This is a genomic window from Streptomyces sp. SM11, assembly GCF_002910905.1.
GTDB lineage: Bacteria > Actinomycetota > Actinomycetes > Streptomycetales > Streptomycetaceae > Streptomyces.
Genome location: NZ_NEUE01000116.1, coordinates 18,877 through 39,172, shown reverse-complemented (window position 1 = coordinate 39,172; position 20,296 = coordinate 18,877). Strand labels below are relative to the sequence as shown.

Annotated in this window: 20 protein-coding genes; 16 read left to right on the top strand and 4 right to left on the bottom strand. The window is 72.3% G+C overall.

Translation table 11 applies throughout. The annotated features are described in order from the left end of the window. Positions 1-259 precede the first annotated feature (259 nt). Positions 260-940, top strand: coding sequence for a chaplin (locus tag B9S58_RS39925; RefSeq protein WP_103531484.1), 681 nt, complete (start codon positions 260-262; stop codon positions 938-940). A gap of 182 nt (positions 941-1,122) precedes the next feature. Further along, a complete protein-coding gene (locus B9S58_RS08410) occupies positions 1,123-2,367 on the top strand; it encodes an FAD-dependent monooxygenase (protein WP_258044232.1) in 1,245 nt (414 codons plus the stop codon). A 6-nt stretch (positions 2,368-2,373) separates the two neighbouring features. On the opposite strand, the gene B9S58_RS08405 is transcribed toward B9S58_RS08410, so the two are convergent. Next, complete coding sequence (locus B9S58_RS08405) at positions 2,374-3,594, bottom strand: acetyl-CoA C-acetyltransferase (RefSeq protein WP_103531483.1); 1,221 nt, start codon at positions 3,592-3,594, stop codon at positions 2,374-2,376. A gap of 14 nt (positions 3,595-3,608) precedes the next feature. Continuing rightward, on the bottom strand, positions 3,609-4,637 hold the full coding sequence (locus B9S58_RS08400; RefSeq protein ID WP_258044231.1) for a LysR family transcriptional regulator: 1,029 nt from the start codon (positions 4,635-4,637) through the stop codon (positions 3,609-3,611). Between the two features lie 156 nt (positions 4,638-4,793). On the opposite strand from B9S58_RS08400, the gene B9S58_RS08395 reads away from it, so the two are divergent. The 4 genes from B9S58_RS08395 to B9S58_RS08380 all read left to right on the top strand — a co-directional run bounded on the left by B9S58_RS08395 (position 4,794) and on the right by B9S58_RS08380 (position 8,585). Then, complete coding sequence (locus B9S58_RS08395) at positions 4,794-5,738, top strand: CoA transferase subunit A (RefSeq protein WP_103531482.1); 945 nt, start codon at positions 4,794-4,796, stop codon at positions 5,736-5,738. Next, positions 5,735-6,532 carry a CoA-transferase subunit beta gene (locus tag B9S58_RS08390; protein WP_103531481.1) on the top strand — a complete coding sequence of 266 codons (798 nt, stop codon included), beginning with the start codon at positions 5,735-5,737 and terminating at the stop codon, positions 6,530-6,532. The genes B9S58_RS08395 and B9S58_RS08390 overlap by 4 nt, the downstream gene beginning before the upstream one ends. 39 nt (positions 6,533-6,571) lie before the next feature. Continuing rightward, positions 6,572-8,122 carry a 3-hydroxyacyl-CoA dehydrogenase NAD-binding domain-containing protein gene (locus B9S58_RS08385; RefSeq protein WP_103531480.1) on the top strand — a complete coding sequence of 517 codons (1,551 nt, stop codon included), beginning with the start codon at positions 6,572-6,574 and terminating at the stop codon, positions 8,120-8,122. A 64-nt stretch (positions 8,123-8,186) separates the two neighbouring features. Further along, complete coding sequence (locus tag B9S58_RS08380; RefSeq protein WP_103531479.1) at positions 8,187-8,585, top strand: VOC family protein; 399 nt, start codon at positions 8,187-8,189, stop codon at positions 8,583-8,585. Here B9S58_RS08380 and B9S58_RS08375 read toward each other — a convergent pair. Next, positions 8,519-9,313 (bottom strand): DUF6597 domain-containing transcriptional factor, encoded by a 795-nt coding sequence (locus B9S58_RS08375; protein WP_103531500.1) that lies wholly within the window; start codon positions 9,311-9,313, stop codon positions 8,519-8,521. The two genes, B9S58_RS08380 and B9S58_RS08375, sit on opposite strands and share 67 nt — an antisense overlap. Then, positions 9,310-10,479 (bottom strand): YihY/virulence factor BrkB family protein, encoded by a 1,170-nt coding sequence (locus B9S58_RS08370; protein ID WP_103531478.1) that lies wholly within the window; start codon positions 10,477-10,479, stop codon positions 9,310-9,312. Before B9S58_RS08370 ends, B9S58_RS08375 begins: the two co-directional genes overlap by 4 nt. Positions 10,480-10,553: 74 nt before the next feature. Here B9S58_RS08370 and B9S58_RS08365 point away from each other — a divergent pair, with 74 nt between their 5' ends. The 10 genes from B9S58_RS08365 (at position 10,554) to B9S58_RS08325 (ending at position 20,230) form a co-directional block, all read left to right on the top strand. After that, positions 10,554-12,191, top strand: coding sequence for an acyl-CoA dehydrogenase family protein (locus tag B9S58_RS08365; protein WP_103531477.1), 1,638 nt, complete (start codon positions 10,554-10,556; stop codon positions 12,189-12,191). Positions 12,192-12,439: 248 nt separating this feature from the next. Beyond that, the gene (locus tag B9S58_RS08360) at positions 12,440-13,735 is read left to right on the top strand and encodes a helix-turn-helix domain-containing protein (protein ID WP_103531499.1); all 1,296 of its coding nucleotides are present in this window, start codon (positions 12,440-12,442) and stop codon (positions 13,733-13,735) included. 82 nt (positions 13,736-13,817) lie between these two features. Further along, on the top strand, positions 13,818-14,414 hold the full coding sequence (locus tag B9S58_RS08355; protein ID WP_103531476.1) for a GNAT family N-acetyltransferase: 597 nt from the start codon (positions 13,818-13,820) through the stop codon (positions 14,412-14,414). A 190-nt stretch (positions 14,415-14,604) separates the two neighbouring features. Beyond that, complete coding sequence (locus tag B9S58_RS40170; protein ID WP_309500612.1) at positions 14,605-14,688, top strand: putative leader peptide; 84 nt, start codon at positions 14,605-14,607, stop codon at positions 14,686-14,688. A 115-nt stretch (positions 14,689-14,803) separates the two neighbouring features. Further along, complete coding sequence (locus B9S58_RS08350; RefSeq protein WP_103531475.1) at positions 14,804-16,501, top strand: nitrite/sulfite reductase; 1,698 nt, start codon at positions 14,804-14,806, stop codon at positions 16,499-16,501. Continuing rightward, positions 16,498-16,677 carry a hypothetical protein gene (locus tag B9S58_RS08345; RefSeq protein WP_103531474.1) on the top strand — a complete coding sequence of 60 codons (180 nt, stop codon included), beginning with the start codon at positions 16,498-16,500 and terminating at the stop codon, positions 16,675-16,677. The genes B9S58_RS08350 and B9S58_RS08345 overlap by 4 nt, the downstream gene beginning before the upstream one ends. Beyond that, positions 16,674-17,390: a phosphoadenylyl-sulfate reductase gene (locus B9S58_RS08340; protein ID WP_103531473.1), complete on the top strand. Its 717-nt coding sequence runs from the start codon at positions 16,674-16,676 to the stop codon at positions 17,388-17,390. Before B9S58_RS08345 ends, B9S58_RS08340 begins: the two co-directional genes overlap by 4 nt. A 23-nt stretch (positions 17,391-17,413) precedes the next feature. After that, on the top strand, positions 17,414-17,959 hold the full coding sequence (cysC, locus tag B9S58_RS08335; protein ID WP_258044230.1) for an adenylyl-sulfate kinase: 546 nt from the start codon (positions 17,414-17,416) through the stop codon (positions 17,957-17,959). Further along, a complete protein-coding gene (cysD, locus tag B9S58_RS08330) occupies positions 17,956-18,891 on the top strand; it encodes a sulfate adenylyltransferase subunit CysD (RefSeq protein WP_103531472.1) in 936 nt (311 codons plus the stop codon). The genes cysC and cysD overlap by 4 nt, the downstream gene beginning before the upstream one ends. Position 18,892: 1 nt before the next feature. Further along, positions 18,893-20,230 (top strand): sulfate adenylyltransferase subunit 1, encoded by a 1,338-nt coding sequence (locus B9S58_RS08325; protein WP_103531471.1) that lies wholly within the window; start codon positions 18,893-18,895, stop codon positions 20,228-20,230. Positions 20,231-20,296 lie beyond the last annotated feature (66 nt).

Genomic DNA, 20,296 nt, shown 5'->3' with positions numbered 1-20,296 from the left:
TTTCTTGCTCTGCGAACCGGGATGTACGAGATCCACGCACGCCACCCGTTCGGGTGATTACACCATTTCCACGCAACTCCAAGTTTCCCGCACAGCCCCCAGTCGTTATGGCAATCGTCCAGCGCACACGACTTCACCACTTTCACCATGGCTTCCTGCGGGACACGGTTGCGGCAGCGGCTCCGCCCGATGGCTGCCCGTCTCCGCGCGCGAAGCACCCACGCGATGTCCTCGCGAATGTCCTAAGGAAGGGCAAGTAATGCGACAGGTCCTGAACAAGAGCATCATCGTCATGGCGGCCGCATCGGGCCTCCTGGCGGCGGTGGGCGGCACCGCACACGCCGACGCGTCGGCCGAGGGGGCGGCCGTCGGTTCGCCGGGGGTCGGTTCGGGCAACGCCGTGCAGGTGCCGGTGCACGTCCCGGTCAATGTGTGCGGCAACACCGTCAATGTGATCGCCCTGCTGAACCCGGCCTTCGGCAACAAGTGCGTGAATGCCGACGGCCCGAAGCACAACCACCCGCCGGTGGACGAGCCGCCCGTCGACGAACCGCCCGTCGACGAACCGCCCGTGGACGAGCCCCCCGTCGACGAGCCCCCCGTCGACGAGCCGCCGGTCGACGAGCCCCCCGTCGACGAGCCCCCCGTCGACGAGCCGCCGGTCGACGAGCCCCCCGTCGACGAGCCCCCCGTCGACGAGCCGCCGGTCGACGAGCCGCCGGTGGACCAGCCCCCCGTCGACGAGCCGCCGACCGACACCCCCGGTACCGACACCCCCGGCTCGGACATTCCCGGTTCCGGCACGCCCGGGTCCAACACCCCGGACGCGCACCTCGCCGACACCGGTGCCGCCGACCTGGGTCTGGCCGCCGGTGCGAGCGCCGCGCTGCTGCTCGGTGGTGCGGTTCTGATGCGCCGCACGCGCAACGCGCGGAACTGAACAGAGCTCCTGCGGGAGAACGAGGTCCGGCCGGACAGCGAGGCTGTCCGGCCGGACCTTCTGTGTGCGCGGCGGCAGCGTTCTCCCGTGGCTCCGGGCACGCTGTTGGAAAGATGACCGGGGGCACCGCGCGCCGCGCGGAATGCCGGGGAGCGAACGGGACGACGGGAAGGGCCGGGGACGTGGCGGCAGCGTTGCGCATCGGGGTGATCGGCGGAAGTATCGCGGGGTGCGCGGTGGCCGTCGCGGGCTCGCGGGCCGGGGCGGACGTCACCGTGTACGAGCGGAGCGACGCCGAGCTCCAGGACCGGGGGTTCGGCATCGTGATCCCGCCGCCGCTGCACGCGGAGCTGGTCGGGTCCGGGTACCTGGACGCGGCGATGCCGACGGCCCCGGTGGGGACACGGATCTGGCTGACCCGGGAGCCCGGCGGCCGGTCGGCTCGGGAGCTGGCCCGGCAGTCCTCCCCCGTGACCCCGTGCAACTGGGGTCACCTGTGGCGGTCGCTGCGCGCGAGTGCCGGAGCGGTGCGCTATCTCCGGGGGCAGCCGGTGGTCTCGGTCGGCCGGGGCGGATCCGGCGGGGCGGTGATCACCAGCGCGCGGGGCGATGAACCCTACGACGTGGTCGTGGGCGCTGACGGGCACGCGTCGGCGACCCGGCGACTGCTCGCCCCGGGGTCGCGGCCGGAGCCCGCTCCCTACCTCGTCTGGCGCGGCGCGATCCCGCTCGGCGCGCCGGCCGGGCGCCCCCGGGAGCTGGAGTTGCTGCGCGAGGCGTGGGTGACCCTGGGTTTCCCCGGCGGGCACGGTGTCTTCTACCTGATCCCGGGCGGCCCGCAGGACGGTGACGGGAGCGGCGGTGAGAGCAACCGGCTGCTCGCGTACGCCGTTTACGGCCGCCCGCCCGAGGGCGCCGAGCCAGGACCGTATGTGCACGAGCTGGCGAAGGAACACTTTCCGGCGGCGTGGGCGGACATCGTCGCCCGGGGCGGGCGCCGGGCGGCGGCCTGCCACCCGGTCGCCGATGTGCAGACCCCCCGGGTCGCCCGCCCGCCGCTGCTGCTGGCCGGGGACGCGGCCGGGGTGACCAGGCCGCACACCGCCACCGGCGCGGTCAAGGCCCTGCAGGACGCCCTGTGCCTGGAACGGGTGCTCCGGGAGGAGCCGGGCCGCTCCGCGGCGCTGGAGCGGTACGCGGACGAACGCACGGCGGCGGGCGCCCACTTGGTGGAGCTGGGCCGCCGGATGGGCCGTGCCCTGGTCGAGGAGACCCCCGACTGGCCGACGATGGGGCAGGTCGAGGTGGACACCTGGTTCCGCGGGGTGCTGGCCGGGACGCGGCACTATCTCTACGCGGAGACCCGGGAGGCCGCCGAGCCGGGACGCCTGGAACGACCGCCGCCCGGTGCGGCGGTTCCGCGCTGACCGCCTTCAGCCCGCGATGCGTTCGAAGACTGCAGCGAGGCCCTGGCCGCCGCCGATGCACATCGTCTCCAGGCCGTACCGGGCCTCACGGCGGTGGAGTTCGCGGGTGAGGGTGGCGAGGATGCGGGCTCCGGTGGCGCCGACCGGGTGGCCCAGCGAGATCCCCGAGCCGTTGACGTTGATCCGCTGCTCGTGGTCGGTGTCGCCGAGGCCCAGTTCCCTTGTGCAGGCCAGCACCTGGGCGGCGAATGCCTCGTTCAGCTCGATCAGGTCGAGGTCGGCGGGGGTGAGGCCCGCCCGGTCGAGAGCGGTGCGGGTGGCGGCGACGGGGGCGATGCCCATCGTCGCCGCGGGGACCCCGGCGCGGGCGAAGGAGACAAGGCGGACGAGCGGGGTGAGACCGAGGCGTCGGGCGGTCTCGGCGCTGGTGACCAGGCAGGCGGCAGCCGCGTCGTTCTGGCCGCTGGCGTTGCCCGCGGTGACGGTGGCGTCCGGGTCGGATTTCGCCATCACCGGCCGGAGGGCGGCGAGTTGTTCGGCGGTGGTGTCGGGGCGGGGGTGCTCGTCGACGGTGACGGTCGTTTCGCCCTTGCGGGTGCGTACCGTGACGGGGACGGTCTCCGCGTCGTAGCGGCCCTCGGCGGCGGCGCGGGCGGCGCGCTGCTGGGAGCGCAGGGCCAGGGCGTCCTGGTCGGCTCGGCTGATGCCGTACTCCCGGCGCAGGTTCTCCGCCGTCTCGATCATGCCGCCGGGGACGGGGTGGTTGACGCCTCCGGCGGTGACGCGGCCCCGTGCGAGGGCGTCGTGGAGCTGGAGGCCGGGGCCCTTGATGCCCCAACGGCCGTCGTGCGTGTAGTAGGGGGCGGCGCTCATCACGTCGACGCCGCCCGCGATCACGACGTCGCTGAACCCGGCCCGGATCTGCATCGCCGCGTCCAGCACGGCCTGGAGCCCGGAGCCGCAGCGGCGGTCGATCTGGGAGCCGGTGACCGTGGTGGGCAGTCCGGCGTCCAGGGCGGCGACCCGGCCGATGGCGGGGGCCTCGCTGGTCGGGTAGGCGTGGCCGAGGATCACCTCGTCGACCCGGGCGGGGTCGATGCCGGTACGGGCGACGATCTCCGCGATGACGTGTGCGGCCAGCGAGGCCGGGGTCTGCTGGGCCAAGGCCCCGCCGAAACGGCCGATGGGGGTACGCAGGGGTTCGCAGATGACGACGTCGAGCGGCACGGCTGGGCCTTCCTTCAGGGCGACGGGCGGGGCGCCGGGTCACGCCCCGGTGGTGGGGTGACCTTCGCATCCGGTGACTGAGCCGGTCCAATACCGGATGTGCTCCCGATCGAGAGGCCCGGCGTCTCAATCGGTCCTCCGCCCGGTCCCCGTACGGGGGTCGGCAGGGCGTCCCGGGCGATGGCGAGCACGGCGTGCAGGGCGGCGGAGGGGTTGTCGGCACGCCAGGCCAGTGCTGCCTGGAGACGGATGGGCGGCCCGCTGAGGGGCCGGTAGACCAGTCCGCTCTGCTGGATGTGCCGTACGGAGGTGACCGTGAGGGTGATGCCGACCCCGGCGGCGACGAGCGCCATGATCGTGTACGAGTCGGGGGCCTCCTGGACGACGCGCGGCGTGAATCCGGCGCTCTCGCAGGCCTCGGTCATGGCGTCGCGCACGGTGGAGCCGGTGTTGGCGGGGAAGGAGACGAACGGTTCGTCCGCCAGCTCGGCGAGCGGCACCGCCTCGTGCCGGGCGAGCGGGTGGTCGAAGGGCAGGGCGCACACCAGCTCCTCCTCGTCGATCACCCGGTGGTCCACGCCCGGCCGGGTCACCGGCAGCCGGACGAAGCCCAGGTCGAGCGAGCCGTCGGCGACCCGGGACAGCGCGACGTTGGCGTAGGTCTGGCCGGTCATGACCAGTTCGAGCCCGGGGTGCGCGGCGCGGACGGCGCGGGTGAGGCGGGGCAGCGTCTCGTGGCTGGAGGCTCCGGCGAAGCCGATGGTCACCCGGCCGTACTCACCGCGGCCCGCCGAGCGGGCGGCCCGGACGGCGGTGTCGAGATCGTCGAGGACGGTCCGTACGGGTTCGAGGAAGGTCTCCCCCGCGCCGGTGAGCCGGACGGAGCGCGTGTTGCGGCGGAAGAGCTGGACACCGAGCTCCTTCTCCAGCTGCCGGATCTGCTGGCTCAGGGGCGGCTGTGCCATCTGGAGGCGCTTGGCGGCCCGGCCGAAGTGCAGCTCCTCGGCCACGGCGAGGAAGGCCTTCAGATGGCGCAGTTCCATGTGGGTCCTCCCCCTCGTTCTTCTTCCGGCCGAGCGGGACCTCCGGCCTCCCCGTGAGACCTCTGACATCTCAATGCGAGCCTAATTCGGTATTGGACACCGATCAATGGTCCCTGGCACGGTGGGGCGACCTGTACACCGACGCCGGGGAGCGCTGTGGAACGGACGGCCGACAAGGTCGTGTCCCTGCGGGAGGCCGTCGCGCGCTCCGTGCACGACGGGGACACCGTGAGCCTGGAAGGGTTCACCCATCTCATCCCGACCGCCGCGGGCCACGAGATCATCCGGCAGGGCCGGCGCGGGCTCACCGTCGTACGGATGACGGCGGACATCGTGGTGGACCAGATGCTGGCGGCCGGCTGTGTCACGCGGCTGGTCTCGTCCTTCGTGGGCAACTCCTCCGCCGGTTCGCTCGGTGAGCTGCGGCGGCGGATCGAGCGGGCCGATCCGGAGCCGCTGGCGTTCGAGGAGTACAGCCACTACGGGATGGTGTGCCGGTATCTCGCCGGTGCGCAGCGGCTGCCGTTCCATCCGCTGCGCTCGTACGGCGGCAGCGACCTGCCCTCGGTCAACCCGGGTATCCGCAAGGTGACTTCGCCCTATCCCGGGCCGGACGGGCGGGAACCCGAGCAGATCTACGTGGTGCCGCCGGTCAACCCTGACGTGACGATCGTCCACGCGCAGCGCGCCGACCGCCGGGGCAATACCCAGATCTGGGGTCTGACCGGGGTCCAGACCGAGGCGGTGTACGCGGCGGACCGGGCGATCGTGGTGGTGGAGGAGCTGGTCGCGGACGAGGTGATCCGCTCGGACCCGAACCGCACGCTGATCCCGGCGCACGCGGTCGACGCGGTGGTGGTCTGCCCGCGCGGGGCGCATCCCTCGTTCGCGCAGGGCTACTACGACCGGGACAACGCCTTCTACCGGTCCTGGTCCGCGATCAGCGCGGACCGGGTGCGGCTGCGGGAGTGGCTGGAGGAATGGGTGTACGGAACCGCCGACCACGCGGAGTACGTGGCGAAGCTGGGTGAGGAGTTCTGGGCGGGGCTCTCGGTCGGCGAGGCGCTGAGCGAGCCGGTGGACTACGGGCGGCGGCGGTGAGCGGGCAGGAGCTGACGCGGGCGGGCGGTGCCGGTGCGCCCGTCACCTCCTCCGAGCTGCTGTCCGTCGTCGCCTCGCGTGAACTGGCGGGCCGCCGAACGGTGTTCGCGGGCATCGGGCTGCCGACGCTCGCGGCCGAACTGTCGCGGCTGACCGTCGCGCCGGCCATCGAGGTGGTGTACGAGTCCGGGGTCTGCGGGGCGCACCCCTCCCATCTGCCGGAGACCATCGCGGACGCCGTCCTGATCACGGGGGCCGAGGCGGTGGTGTCCATGCCCACCCTGTTCGGCTCGGTGCTCCAGGGCGGGCACATCGACGTGGGTTTTCTGGGGGCCGCGCAGATCGACCGGTGGGGCAACCTCAACACCTCGGTCATCGGGGACTGGGACCGCCCGGCGGTTCGGCTGCCGGGTTCCGGGGGCGCGGTCGAGGTGATGGCGAACGCCCGGGAGGTGTTCGTCGTGATGCGCCGCCACACGCCGCGTTCCTTCGCCGGCGTCCTGGACTTCTGCACCACGCCGGGCCCGGAACGGGCGCTGGCGGACGGGATCCGCCCGCTGGGCGTCGGCGTCACCCGGGTCGTCACCGAACTGGGCGTCCTCGCCCGGGAAGGCGTCGGCGACGAACTGCGGCTGGTCGCCGTGCATCCCGGCGTCACCGCCGAGCAGGTCCGGGCCGCGACCGGCTGGGACCTGGAGACGGCCGGCGCGGTCGCGACGACGGCCCCACCGACCGCCGCGGAGCTGCTGCTCCTGCGTGACGAAGTCGACCCCGGCCGTGTCTATCTCCGTTGAAGAACCGCATCCGCCTCCACTGAAAGGGCTCTCACCGCCATGCGTATCAGGATCGTCGGAGCCGGGGCCATGGGCCGCGGCATCGCCCAGTGGGCGGCGAGCGCCGGACACACCGTCGAGCTCGGGGACGTACGGCCCGAGGCGGTGACGGACGCCCTGGACTTCGTCGTCTCGATGCTGGACCGGGCGGTCGCCAAGGGCCGGATGTCCGCCGCCGACCGGGACGGGGCCGTGGGCCGGCTGGTGCCGCTCGCCGAGCCGTGGGCGGCGGGGCCGGAGGTGGAGCTGGTGATCGAGGCCGTACGGGAGGATCTGGCGACCAAGGCCGAGGTGTTCGGGAAGCTGGAGCGGGCGCTGCCGTCCTCCGCCGTCTTCGCGACCAACACCTCCTCCCTGTCGGTGACCCGGATCGCCGCGACGCTCCAGGACCCCGCACGCCTGGCCGGGCTGCACTTCTTCAACCCGGTGCCGCTGATGAGGATCGTCGAGGTGGTGCCGGGCGCGGCCACCCGCCCGGACATTCCGGCCCTGCTGACCGGGCTGGTGGAGGGCTGCGGGCACCAGGCGGTGACCGTCGCCGACACCCCCGGATTCCTGGTCAACCACGCCGGGCGGGGGCTGGTGACCGAGGCGCTCGCGCTGCTGGAGGAGTCGGTGGCGGACCCGGCGGAGATCGACCGGATCGCCCGGGACGTCCTGGGGCTGCGGATGGGCCCCTTCGAACTGATGGACCTGACCGGTCTCGATGTGACGGCCGCGGTGATCGACTCGATCTGGCAGGGCTTCCGGTACGAGGACCGGCTGCGCCCGTCGTTCCTGACCCCGAACCGGGTGGTGGCGGGGCTGCACGGCCGCAAGACGGGCCGGGGCTGGTACGCGTACGGGGACGGGGCGTCCGGCCCCGCACCGGAGAGCGCGGTCACCGGGGACGCGGACCGCCCGGTGTTCCTGGCCCCGGGCGGGCGGCCGGAGACCGCGGCGTACGAGGAGGCCCTGGCCGGTTCGCTGGAGGCGGCGGGGGTCCGGGTGGAGCGGGGCGCGGGGCCGTCGGCGGAGGCCGTGGTGCTGGTGCCGGGCTGGGGGACGTCGGTGTCGGCGGCGGTCGCGGAGGGCGCACTGCCCCGGGACCGTACGTTCGGCGTGGAGGTGCTGCCGGCGGCGGGGCGGCGGCGGGTCCTCGCGGTGACGGCGGCCGGCGACCCGGTGGCCGCCCGGGACGCGCGGGCGGTGCTGGCGCGGGGAGCTGAGGGCGGTGAGCCGTACGCGGTGTCGGTGGTGCGGGACACCGCGGGCTCGGTGGCGCAGCGGCTGCTGTCCTCCGTCGTCGCGGTCGGCTGTTCGATCGCGGAGCGCTCGCTGGCCACGCCCGCCGGCATCGATCTGGCGGTGACCACCGGGCTCGGCTATCCGGCCGGTCCGCTGGTCTGGGGCGAACGCGTCGGGGCCGTGACGATGCTGGAGCTCCAGCGGTCGCTGCACGCGACGACGGGCGATCCGCGTCACCGGCCGACGCGGTGGATCACGGAGCGGGCCGCTCTGGGCCTCGCGCTGACCGATCCTGGGACCTCGCCCGCCGACTGCCTGGGGTGAGTATCCGTCGCGGAAGGCCGATTCGTACAAGACGGCGGGAGCACCGGGTGCCTACGGTCGGGGCATGACTCCACGACTTGACGCGATCAGCATCATCACGGCGGACCTGGCGGCCTCGCTCACCTTCTACCGGAGGCTCGGCCTCGACGTTCCCGACGGGGCGGAGTCCGCGCCCCATGTCGAAGTGACCCTGCCGGGCGGGCAGCGGCTGCTGTGGGACACGGAGGAGGTCATCGCCTCGTTCGATCCCGACTGGCAGCGCCCGGCGGGCGGTGAGCGGGTCGCCCTGGCCTTCGTCTGCGACAGCCCGCAGGAGGTGGACTCGCTGTACGCGGAGCTCACCGGGGCCGGGTACACCGGGCACCTGAAACCGTGGGACGCGGTGTGGGGGCAGCGCTATGCGGTCGTGCTGGACCCGGACGGCTGCGGGGTGTCGCTGTTCGCCGCGGCCGACGCGTCGTAGCGCCCGAAGTAGGCCCCGAGCGTCGTCCCCGCGAGGTCGCGCATCTCGCGGGCCAGGTGCGCCTGGTCCGTGCAGCCCGCCGCGCAGGCCGCCTCGGCGTACGGGAGGCCGGTACGGACCAGGTTCAGGGCGCGTTGGAGGCGGAGGACCCGGGCCAGGGTCTTGGGGCCGTAGCCGAAGGCGGCCAGGGAACGACGGTGCAGCTGACGGGCGCCGAGGCCGACCTCGGCGGCCGTCGACGCGACGGACCTGCCGCGCCGCAGCCGGTCGGCGACGGTCACCGTGAGCGGGTCCGGGGGGCCGGTGTCGGCGGCCCGGCCCAGGGCGAAGTCCTCCAGGGCGGCGGCGGGGTCGGCGGCCCGGTCGATCCGCCCGGTGAGTTCCCGGACGGCGGTACGGGACCAGAGGTCGGCGAGTTCGACCCGGTGGTCGCGCAGTTCGTACGCCGGTACGCCGAGCAGTGCGGGGGCGGTGCCGGGCGCGAACCGGATCGCGGCGCAGGAGCCGCGGTCGTGGGGGTCGACCTGGAAGGCGTGGGTGTCGGGTCCGGCGACGACCAGCCGTCCGGCGGTCCAGATCAGGTCCATGCAGCCGTCGGGCAGGACGGACCGGGCGGGCTGTCGCGGGCCGGGCGGGTCGTCCACGTTCCAGACGACGGCCCCGTCCAGCCGGGACGGCCGTTCCTGGTAGCGCTGGTCCTGGGCATGCCGCCACGCTAGCGCGGTCAGTGGGAGGACGGGTCCTCCGACGACGTGCGCGCCCTGGACTCCCTGGACTCCTTGGTCTCCTTGGTCTCCTTCAGCTCCTTGGGTTCCTTCTCCCAGGTCGCGTGCAGCCGGGACTTCACGTCGTCGGGCGGCAGGAAGCGGGACCAGCGCTCGGGGAACTCGGAGGGCATGTACGCGGGGCCGTCGTCCTCGTCGTCCTCGTCCTCGTCGTCTTCCGCGCCCTCGTAGACGGCCGAGCGGGTCCGGGCGACGAACTCGGCGGCCTGCGCGGCCCGGACGCGTTCGGTGGCCTCGCGGGCGGCGGCCGTGGCGAGCGAGGGCCACACCCGGTCGATGGCCGCGTTGACCGCGGCGCCGACCAGGACCGCGAAGGCGGAGATGCCGATCCACAGCAGGACGGCGATCGGCGCCGCCAAGGAGCCGTAGATGGTCGGGCCCTCGACCGTGTTGGTCAGGTAGATCCGCAGCAGGAAGCTGCCGAGGACCCACATGCCGAGCGCTACCAGCGCTCCGGGGACGTCCTCGATCCACGGCGAACGCACCGGCACGGACACGTGGTAGAGCGTCGTGAGGAACGCGACGGTCAGCAGCATCACGAGTGGCCAGTACAGGACGGCTATGACCTCGGTGCCCCAGGGCACGAACTCGACCACCCGGTCCGGGCCGACGACCAGCAGCGGCAGCACCACCGCGCCGAGCAGCAGGGCGACGACGTACAGCAGGAAGGCCAGCAGCCGGGTCTTGACGATGCCGCGGTGGCCGTCGAGGCCGTACATGACGGTGATGGTGTCGATGAAGACGTTCACCGCGCGGGAGCCGGACCACAGGGCGATGGCGAAGCCGATGGAGATGACGTCGGGGCGGGCCCCGGTCGTGACGTCGGCGAGCAGCGGTTTGGCGAAGTCGTTGACCCCGCGCTCGGACAGCACCGTCTGGGCGGCGGAGAGGATGTTGCGCTCGATGGAGGCGACGGTGGTGGTGGCCGTCCACTCGTCGACGTAACCGAGCAGTCCGATCATGCCGAGCAGCAGCGGGGGAAGCGAGAGCAGGGTGAAGAACGCCGCCTCGGCCGCGAGCCCCAGAATGCGGTACTCGATGCACGAGTTGACGGTGTCCTTGAGCAAGTGCCACGCCATCCGCCGTTTGGAGACGTTGCGGTAGAGCACTCGCGCCCGGTGGAGCCGGCCCGGTGGCCGCTCGGGTGTTTCGTTTGCTGCCTGCACCTCCTTACCGTATCGGCATGGCAGCCACCACCCACACAGTGACCAATCAGGTTCCGCCGCTGGTCGGCTATGACGTCTTCGCCTCCGACCTGGCTCTGTCCGAGGCCGTCGAGCGGCACATCGTGCCCGGGGTCCTGCCCGGGGCACTGGAGGAGCTCGGGGAGCTCGGCCGGTCCGCTGGCTCCGCCCAGGCCCGGGAATGGGGTGAGCAGGCGAACGCGTATCCGCCCGTACTGCGCACCCACGACCGTTACGGGCATCGCATCGACGAAGTGGAGTTCCATCCGGCCTGGCACCGGCTGCTGGGGCACGCGGTCGAGGCCGGGCTGACGGATGCCTGGGGGCGTCCGGCCGGTCATGTGCGGCGTGCCGCGGGGTTCCTGGTCTGGACGCAGGCCGAGGCGGGGCACGGCTGCCCGCTGTCGATGACGCATGCCGCGGTGCCCGCGCTGCGGACCGATCCGGCGCTGGCCGCCGAGTGGGAGCCGCTGCTGACCTCGCACGCGTACGAGGAGGGGCTGCGGCCCGCCGGGCAGAAGAGCGGGGTGCTCCTCGGGATGGGCATGACCGAGAAGCAGGGCGGCACCGACGTGCGGTCCAACACGACGCGGGCGGAGCCGCTGTCCGGCAAGGGCGAGTATCTGCTCACCGGGCACAAGTGGTTCTGCTCGGCGCCGATGTCGGACGGCTTCCTGGTACTGGCGCGGGCGCCGGGCGGACTGAGCTGCTTCCTGGTGCCGCGCGTGCTCCCGGACGGTACGCGCAACGTCTTCGCGATCCAGCGGCTCAAGGACAAGCTCGGCAACCGGTCCAACGCGTCCGGCGAGGTCGAGTTCGACGGGACCTGGGCCCGCCGGGTCGGTGAGGAGGGGCGCGGGGTGCGCACCATCATCGAGATGGTGGCGGCCACCCGGCTCGACTGCGTGGTGGGTTCGGCGGCGCTGATGCGGCAGGCGGTGGCACAGGCGATCCATCACAGCGCCTACCGCGGCGCGTTCGGCGGGCTGCTGATCGACAAGCCGCTGATGCGCAACGTTCTGGCGGATCTGGCGCTGGAGTCGGAGGCGGCGACGGTGCTGGCGATGCGGCTGGCCTCGGCGTACGACACGGACACCGAGGAGGAGCGGGCCTTCCTGCGGCTGGCGGTGCCCGCCGCGAAGTACTGGGTCACCAAGCGGTGTACGGCGGTCGTCGGTGAGGCGCTGGAATGCCTGGGCGGCAACGGGTACGTGGAGGAGTCCGGGATGCCCCGGCTGCTGCGCGAGGCGCCGCTCAACTCGATCTGGGAGGGCTCGGGCAATGTGCAGGCGCTGGATGTGCTGCGGGCCCTGCAGCGGGAGCCGAAGGCGCTGAACGCGTTCCTGCGCGAGGTCGGCAAGGCGCGCGGGGCGGACCACCGGCTGGACGCGGCGATCAAGGGCCTGCTGACGGAGCTGGCCGATCTGGAGGGCATCGAGGCGCGGGCGCGGCGGCTGGTGGAGCGGATCGCGCTGGTGCTCCAGGGTTCGCTGCTGGTGCGCTGGGCTCCGCCGGAGGTGTCCGACGCGTTCTGCGCCTCGCGTCTGGGCGGGGACTGGGGCTCGGCGTTCGGGACACTGCCGCACAGTCTGGACCTGGCATCGGTGGTGGTGCGGGCCCGGCCTGCCGTCGCGTAGCAATCGGGAGGAGGCGACGGAGGGTGATGCTGCGCCGACACGGCACCACCCTCCACGCTCGTGCAACACCGGGCGACCGGGACAGGCCCGGCGCACAGTGTTCCGCCACTCTCGTACGGACCCGCAGGACATCGCCAGAGTTGCAAAGGGTTGCAACCATTGTGTGGACTGACCGGCGGTCGGGCCAGGTGAACGGCAGGATGGGCCGGGCCGGGGATCGGAAGGCGTTCGGGGGGGGGACGGAGACCATGACGGACACGGGTTCTGCGGGGGTGGTCCGGGTGACGGGCCAGGGGGCGGGCCGCCGGGCGACCCGGTTGCTCCACCTGGCGCGGGAGGAGCGGCTGGCGGGGGCACGGTCCGAGGTCGCGCCCCGGGCGGAGATCGACGCCTCCTGGGACCGCGTGGTGCGCAGTGGCATCGACCCCGACCAGTCGCCGGAGAGCGAGCTGCTGCAGGCGGACGAGATCGAGTACCGGCGCCACAGCACGGCGCTCGGCGAGCTGATGCCGTTGCTGCGGGCGGGGCTGGCTTCGATCGCGGATGTCGCGCAGCAGATCATGGTGGTGACCGACACCGAGGGCCGGGTGCTGTGGCGGCAGGGCAACACGGGGGTGCTGCGCCGGGCCCACGACATCTGCCTGGAGGAGGGGGCCGCCTGGGCCGAGGCGGCGACCGGGACGAACGCGATCGGAACGGCGCTGGCCGTCCGGGTCCCCATCCAGGTCCACTCGGCCGAGCACTTCATCCGGGCGCTGCACAGCTGGACCTGTGCGGCGGCCCCGGTGCGGGATCCGCGCGACGGCCGGCTGATAGGGATCGTGGACATCAGCGGTCCCGCGTCCACCTTCCATCCGGCGACGCTGGCCCTGGTCGACTCGGTGGCCCGGCTCGCCGAGGGTGAGATCCGTATCCGCCACCTGGCGGAGATCGAGCGGCTGCGCGCGGTGGCCGCGCCGATCCTGTGCCGGATCGGCGGGCGGGCGCTGGCGGTGGACGTGCACGGACGGCTGGCGGCGGTGACCGGGATGGCCCCGGTGGACCGGCTGCCGCTGCCGAAGTCGCTGCGACCGGGTCCGGTGTGGCTGCCCTCGCTCGGTATGTGCCAGGTCGAGCCGCTGCCGGGCGGCTGGCTGGTGCAGGTGGACGACGGCGGGACGCGGGGGGCGCCGCGCCGGGTGGTGCTGGATTTGAGCCGGTCCCGGACGCTCGCCGTGCATCTGACCGGGCCGCTGGGGAGCCGCACGCAGCGGCTCTCGCCGCGCCACGCGGAGCTGTTGTACGCGCTGGCGGTGCACCGGCAGGGGCGGACGGCCTCGGAGCTGGCGGGGGACATCTTCGGGGACGCGACCCGGACGGTGACGGTCCGGGCCGAGGTCTCCCGGCTGCGGCGTCAGCTGGCGGAGGTCCTGGCCCACCGCCCGTACCGCTTCGGGGACGGGGTGGAGGTGGAGGTGATCCACCCGGAGCACCGTGCGGATCTGCTGCCCCACTCCCTCGCGCCGGTGGTGGCGGAGGCCCGCAGGGCGGCGCAGGCCACTTGAGCGGGGGCGCTGCGCACGGTCGGTCGGTCCAACGTGGGGGCCGCCGTGCACCGACGTGCGGCGGCATGGTTTTCTGGCCGTCATGAGTGACACCCCGCAGCCCGCAGCGCCGACCACCGAGGTGACCGTCTGGTCGCTGGAGCAGACCTCGCCCGCCGATCTCCGCCCGGCGCTCGCGCCGGAGGGTGATGTGCGCATCGTCCGGTCCGAGGTTCCGTTGCCGGAGTTCAGCCGCTTCCTCTACGCCTCCGTGGGCGGCGACATCCGGTGGACCGACCGGCTGGACATGACGTACTCCCAGTGGCAGGAGACTCTGCAGCGGCCCGGGGCGGAGACCTGGGTGGCGTACCTGAACGGGACGCCGGCCGGGTACGTCGAGCTGGACCCGCAGGGCGACGGTGTGGTCGAGATCATGTACTTCGGGCTGATCCCGGCGTTCCGTGGGCGACGGATCGGCGGTCACCTCCTCTCGTACGGGGTGGCGCGCGCCTGGGACCTGGCCGAGCGCTGGCCGGAGCGGCCGGCGACGAAGCGGGTCTGGCTGCACACCTGCTCGAAGGACGGACCGCACGCGATGGACAACTACCTGCGGCGCGGCTTCCGGCTCTTCGACACGAAGACCGAGGTGGAGCCCGAGGTGGCGACGCCCGGTCCGTGGCCCGGGGCGTACGCCTCCTGATCATCCGTGACCCCTGAGGGCGGTGGAGCGGTCGCTCCACCGCCCTCAGGGTTTCCCGTGTGGGCGTCTTGTCGCTAATGCCCAGGCGCACCCCGTGACGAGCACCACAGCATCTCATCCTTCAAGACCAAGTCGTCCACATAGCGGATAGTGGTGGACTGCTCAGAGTTGCGCGTGACACGCTTCCGTCATGTCTGGAACTGGAATTGCCTTGGTGAGTCGACGCCACGTCGACCTCGGCCGCATGTCCAGCGCCATCTGTCCGGCGGGCTGAGAGTCCCAGCACCGCCGCCCCCTCTTACCTCTGAACCGCCCCTGCGCACCGCCGCGCCTCAGCGCGAGTGTGCAGCTCAGAGCCGCCCTCCCGCAGTCCCGAAGGACGTATTGTCATGGCCGCTACCCCAGAACAGCCTGCGACCACCACGCCTCGCCGCAAGGCCGGACGCCACCGTGGCGAGGGTCAGTGGGCCGTGGGACACCACACCCCCCTGAACGGGAACGAGCAGTTCAAGAAGGACGATGACGGTCTCAACGTACGGACACGTATTGAGACGATCTACTCCAAGCGCGGCTTCGACTCCATCGACCCGAACGACCTGCGCGGACGCATGCGCTGGTGGGGGCTGTACACCCAGCGCAAGCCCGGCATCGACGGCGGCAAGACGGCCGTGCTGGAGCCGGAGGAGCTGGACGACAGGTACTTCATGCTGCGCGTCCGCATCGACGGCGGCCGGCTGACCACGCAGCAGCTGCGGGTGATCGGGGAGGTCTCGCAGGAGTTCGCGCGCGGCACCGCCGACCTCACCGACCGGCAGAACGTGCAGTACCACTGGATTCGCATCGAGGACGTGCCGGAGATCTGGCGGCGGCTCGAAGAGGTGGGCCTGTCCACCACCGAGGCCTGCGGAGACACCCCCCGCGTGATCCTCGGCTCGCCCGTCGCGGGCATCGCCGAGAACGAGATCATCGACGGCACGCCCGCCATCGACGAGATCCAGCGCCGGTTCATCGGCAACCCCGACTTCTCCAACCTGCCGCGCAAGTTCAAGTCCGCGGTCTCCGGCTCCCCGCAGCTGGACGTGGCGCACGAGATCAACGACATCGCGTTCGTCGGCGTGAACCACCCGGAGCACGGACCCGGCTTCGACCTCTGGGTCGGCGGCGGCCTCTCCACCAACCCCAAGCTCGGGGTGCGGCTCGGCGCCTGGGTACCGCTGGACGACGTGGCCGACGTGTACGGCGGGGTCATCGGGATCTTCCGCGACTACGGCTACCGCCGGCTGCGCACCCGGGCCCGGCTGAAGTTCCTGGTCGCCGACTGGGGCCCGGAGAAGTTCCGCCAGGTGCTGGAGGACGAGTACCTCCAGCGCAGGCTGACCGACGGGCCCGCGCCCGAGCAGCCCACCCAGACCTGGCGCGACCACCTCGGGGTGCACCGGCAGAAGGACGGCCGCTTCTACGTCGGCTTCGCCGCGCGGGTGGGCCGGGTCGACGGCTCCACGCTCACCAAGATCGCCGAGCTGGCCGACGCGCACGGCTCCGGCCGGGTACGGACCACCGCCGAGCAGAAGATGATCGTGCTGGACGTGGCCGAGGAGCAGGTGGAGTCCCTGGTCGCCGGCCTGGAGGCGCTCGACCTCAAGGTCACCCCGTCCCCGTTCCGGCGCGGCACGATGGCCTGCACCGGCATCGAGTTCTGCAAGCTGGCGATCGTCGAGACGAAGGCGCGCGGTGCTTCCCTCATCGACGAACTGGAGCGCCGCATCCCGGAGTTCGACCACCCGATCACCATCAACATCAACGGCTGCCCGAACGCCTGCGCCCGTATCCAGGTCGCCGACATCGGCCTCAAGGGCCAGCTGATGCTGGACGACAGCGGCAACCAGGTCGAGGGCTACCAGGTACACCTCGGCGGGGCGCTCGGCCTGGAGGCCGGGTTCGGCCGCAAGGTCCGCGGGCTGAAGGTCACTTCGGCCGAACTGCCGGACTACGTCGAGCGGGTGCTCGGCCGCTTCCAGGAGGAGCGCGAGGACGGCGAGCGCTTCGCGGCCTGGGCGGCGCGCGCCAGTGCGGAGTCGCTGTCATGAGCGAGCGAGCCGCGCCGTTCTACTGCCCGTACTGCGGCGACGAGGACCTGCGCCCCAACGAGACCGGTCACGGCGCCTGGGAATGCGCTTCCTGCAACCGTGCGTTCCAGCTGAAGTTCCTGGGGCTGCTGACCCGGGGCGTGCAGCGCAACGACGTTGAAGGGGACCGGACATGACGGACACTCTGCTGACCGGACAGCTCAACGACGAAGAGCTTCGGGAGCTGGCCGAGCGGGTGGGCCGGGAGCTTGAGGACGCCTCCGCCACCGAGATCCTGAAGTGGGCGACCGACACCTTCGGGGCGCGCTTCTGCGTCACCTCCTCGATGGAGGACGCCGTGGTCGCGCACCTGGCCTCGCGGGTGATGCCGGGTGTGGACGTGGTGTTCCTGGACACCGGCTACCACTTCCCGGAGACCATCGGGACCCGGGACGCGGTGGACGCCGTGATGGACGTCAACGTCATCACGATCACCCCCCGGCGGACCGTCGCCGAGCAGGACGCGGAGCACGGCGAGAAGCTGCACGACCGCGACCCCGACCTGTGCTGCGCGCTGCGCAAGGTCAAGCCGTTGGAGGACGGCCTGACCGCGTACGCCGCGTGGGCGACGGGCCTGCGCCGCGACGAGTCCCCGACCCGGGCGAACACCCCGGTCGTGGGCTGGGACGCCAAGCGCCGCAAGGTGAAGGTCTCCCCCATCGCCCGCTGGACCCAGGACGACGTGGACGCCTACGTCGCCGAGCACGGGGTGCTCACCAACCCGCTACTGATGGACGGTTACGCCTCCGTCGGCTGCACGCCCTGCACCCGCCGGGTGCTGGAGGGCGAGGACGCACGGGCCGGCCGCTGGGCCGGACGGGGCAAGACCGAATGCGGGCTGCACGGCTGATGACGACTGATCAGGAGACTTCGATGAGCGTGACGGAGACGGGAGCCACGATCTGGCTGACCGGTCTGCCGAGCGCGGGCAAGACCACCATCGCGTACGAGCTGGCGGGCCGGCTGCGGACCGACGGCCACCGGGTGGAGGTGCTCGACGGCGACGAGATCCGCGAGTTCCTCTCCGCGGGCCTCGGCTTCTCCCGCGAGGACCGGCACACCAACGTGGCCCGGATCGGCTTCGTCGCCGAACTGCTCGCCGCCAACGGCGTGAAGGTGCTGGTCCCCGTCATCGCCCCGTTCGCCGACAGCCGCGAGGCCGTCCGCAAGCGGCACGCCACCGAGTCCACCACCTACCTGGAGGTGCACGTCGCGACGCCCGTCGAGGTGTGCTCCGTACGCGATGTGAAGGGTCTTTACGCCAAGCAGGCGGCCGGCGAGATCAGCGGTCTCACCGGGGTCGACGACCCCTACGAGGCCCCCGAATCACCCGACCTGCGGATCGAGTCGCACCAGCAGACCGTGCAGGAGTCCGCAGCGGCGCTCCACGCGCTGCTCACCGAGAGGGGCCTGGCGTGAGCACCGTCGCCACCGTGCCGGATGGCACCGTCAACCCGTACGCGCTCAGCCACCTGGACTCCCTGGAGTCGGAGGCGGTCCACATCTTCCGCGAGGTCGCGGGTGAGTTCGAGCGGCCGGTGATCCTGTTTTCCGGCGGCAAGGACTCCATCGTGATGCTGCACCTGGCGCTCAAGGCGTTCGCGCCCGCGCCGGTGCCGTTCACGCTGCTGCACGTGGACACCGGGCACAACTTCCCCGAGGTCCTGGAGTACCGCGACCGCACGGTGAAGAAGCACGGGCTGCGGCTGCACGTCGCCTCCGTGCAGGAGTACATCGACGCCGGGAAGCTCCGTGAGCGCCCCGACGGCACCCGCAACCCGCTCCAGACAGTCCCGCTCACCGAGGCGATCCAGCAGCACCGCTTCGACGCGGTGTTCGGCGGCGGGCGGCGCGACGAGGAGAAGGCACGCGCCAAGGAGCGGGTCTTCTCGCTGCGCGACGAGTTCTCGCAGTGGGACCCGCGCCGCCAGCGGCCCGAGCTGTGGCAGCTGTACAACGGCCGGCACGCCCCCGGCGAGCACGTCCGGGTCTTCCCGATCTCCAACTGGACCGAGCTGGACGTCTGGCAGTACATCGAGCGCGAGGGCATCGAGCTCCCGGAGATCTACTTCGCCCACGAGCGCGAGGTCTTCAACCGCGCCGGCATGTGGCTGACGGCGGGGCACTGGGGCGGGCCCAAGGAGCACGAGTCCACCGAGACCCGTCTGGTGCGCTACCGCACGGTCGGCGACATGTCCTGTACCGGGGCCGTCGACTCCGACGCCACCACGCTGGACGCCGTGATCACCGAGATCGCCGCCTCCCGGCTCACCGAGCGGGGCGCGACCCGCGCCGACGACAAGATGTCCGAGGCCGCGATGGAAGACCGCAAGCGCGAGGGGTATTTCTAAGATGAGCACGACCACCGAGCAGTTGTCGGCCACCACCCTGCTGCGGTTCGCCACGGCCGGGTCGGTCGACGACGGCAAGTCCACCCTCGTGGGACGCCTGCTGCACGACTCCAAGTCGATCCTCACCGACCAGCTGGAGGCCGTCGAGCAGGCCTCGCTGAGCCGTGGCCAGGAGGCGCCGGACCTGGCGCTGCTGACCGACGGGCTGCGGGCCGAACGCGAGCAGGGCATCACCATCGACGTCGCCTACCGCTACTTCGCCACCGCCCGGCGGCGGTTCATCCTCGCGGACACCCCGGGCCATGTGCAGTACACCCGCAACATGGTGACCGGCGCCTCCACGGCGGAGCTGGCCGTGGTCCTGGTCGACGCCCGCAACGGGGTCGTCGAGCAGACCCGCCGGCACGCCGCCGTCGCCGCACTGCTGCGCGTCCCGCATGTGGTGCTGGCGGTCAACAAGATGGACCTGGTCGACTACGCGGAGCCCGTGTTCGCCTCGATAGCAGAGGAGTTCACCGCGTACGCCGCCTCGCTCGGCGTCCCGGAGATCACCGCGATCCCGATCTCGGCGCTGGCCGGGGACAACGTGGTGGAGCCGTCCGCGCACATGGACTGGTACGGCGGGCCGACCGTGCTCGAACACCTGGAGACGGTGCCGGTCAGCCATGACCTCACCGCCTGCCACGCGCGTTTCCCCGTGCAGTACGTGATCCGCCCGCAGAGCGCCGAGCACCCGGACTACCGGGGTTACGCCGGTCAGATCGCGGCCGGGGTGTTCCGGGTCGGCGAGTCCGTCTCCGTACTCCCCTCGGGGCGCACCACCACGATCACGGGCATCGAGGCGCTCGGGGAGAGCGTCGACATCGCCTGGGCTCCGCAGTCGGTGACGATCCGGCTGGCCGACGACATCGACATCTCGCGCGGCGACCTGATCGCCCCGGCCGACGACTCCCCCGCAGTCACCCAGGACGTCGAGGCGACCGTCTGCCATGTGGCCGACCAGCCGCTCTCGGTGGGCCAGCGGGTGCTGCTCAAGCACACCACCCGTACGGTCAAGGCGATCGTCAGGGACATCCCCTCGCGGCTCACCCTGGACGACCTCTCCCAGCACCCGGCCCCCGGCCGACTGGTCGCCAACGACATCGGCCGGGTCGTCGTGCGCACCGCCGAGCCGCTCGCGCTCGACGCGTACGCCGACTCCCGGCGCACCGGCTCGTTCCTCCTGATCGACCCGGCGGACGGTACGACGCTGAGCGCCGGCATGGCGGGCGCCTCGTTCGCCGCGGTCGCCGAAACCGTCGCCCCGGCCGCCGACGACGACGCCGAGTGGGACTTCTGATGGCCACCGACTTCTTCTCCACCTTCGCGAAGGAGGGCGGCCGGGTGGGCAGCGGCGCCCTCGGGA

Coding starts and splice junctions, on each gene's coding strand:
- B9S58_RS39925 (WP_103531484.1), top strand. CDS start 260: ATGCGACAGGTCCTGAACAAGAGCATCATCGTCATGGCGGCCGCATCG.
- B9S58_RS08400 (WP_258044231.1), bottom strand. CDS start 4,637: ATGGAACTGCGCCATCTGAAGGCCTTCCTCGCCGTGGCCGAGGAGCTG.
- B9S58_RS08385 (WP_103531480.1), top strand. CDS start 6,572: ATGCGTATCAGGATCGTCGGAGCCGGGGCCATGGGCCGCGGCATCGCC.
- B9S58_RS08380 (WP_103531479.1), top strand. CDS start 8,187: ATGACTCCACGACTTGACGCGATCAGCATCATCACGGCGGACCTGGCG.
- B9S58_RS08365 (WP_103531477.1), top strand. CDS start 10,554: ATGGCAGCCACCACCCACACAGTGACCAATCAGGTTCCGCCGCTGGTC.
- B9S58_RS08360 (WP_103531499.1), top strand. CDS start 12,440: ATGACGGACACGGGTTCTGCGGGGGTGGTCCGGGTGACGGGCCAGGGG.
- B9S58_RS08355 (WP_103531476.1), top strand. CDS start 13,818: ATGAGTGACACCCCGCAGCCCGCAGCGCCGACCACCGAGGTGACCGTC.
- B9S58_RS40170 (WP_309500612.1), top strand. CDS start 14,605: ATGTCTGGAACTGGAATTGCCTTGGTGAGTCGACGCCACGTCGACCTC.
- B9S58_RS08350 (WP_103531475.1), top strand. CDS start 14,804: ATGGCCGCTACCCCAGAACAGCCTGCGACCACCACGCCTCGCCGCAAG.
- B9S58_RS08345 (WP_103531474.1), top strand. CDS start 16,498: ATGAGCGAGCGAGCCGCGCCGTTCTACTGCCCGTACTGCGGCGACGAG.
- B9S58_RS08340 (WP_103531473.1), top strand. CDS start 16,674: ATGACGGACACTCTGCTGACCGGACAGCTCAACGACGAAGAGCTTCGG.
- cysC (WP_258044230.1), top strand. CDS start 17,414: ATGAGCGTGACGGAGACGGGAGCCACGATCTGGCTGACCGGTCTGCCG.
- B9S58_RS08325 (WP_103531471.1), top strand. CDS start 18,893: ATGAGCACGACCACCGAGCAGTTGTCGGCCACCACCCTGCTGCGGTTC.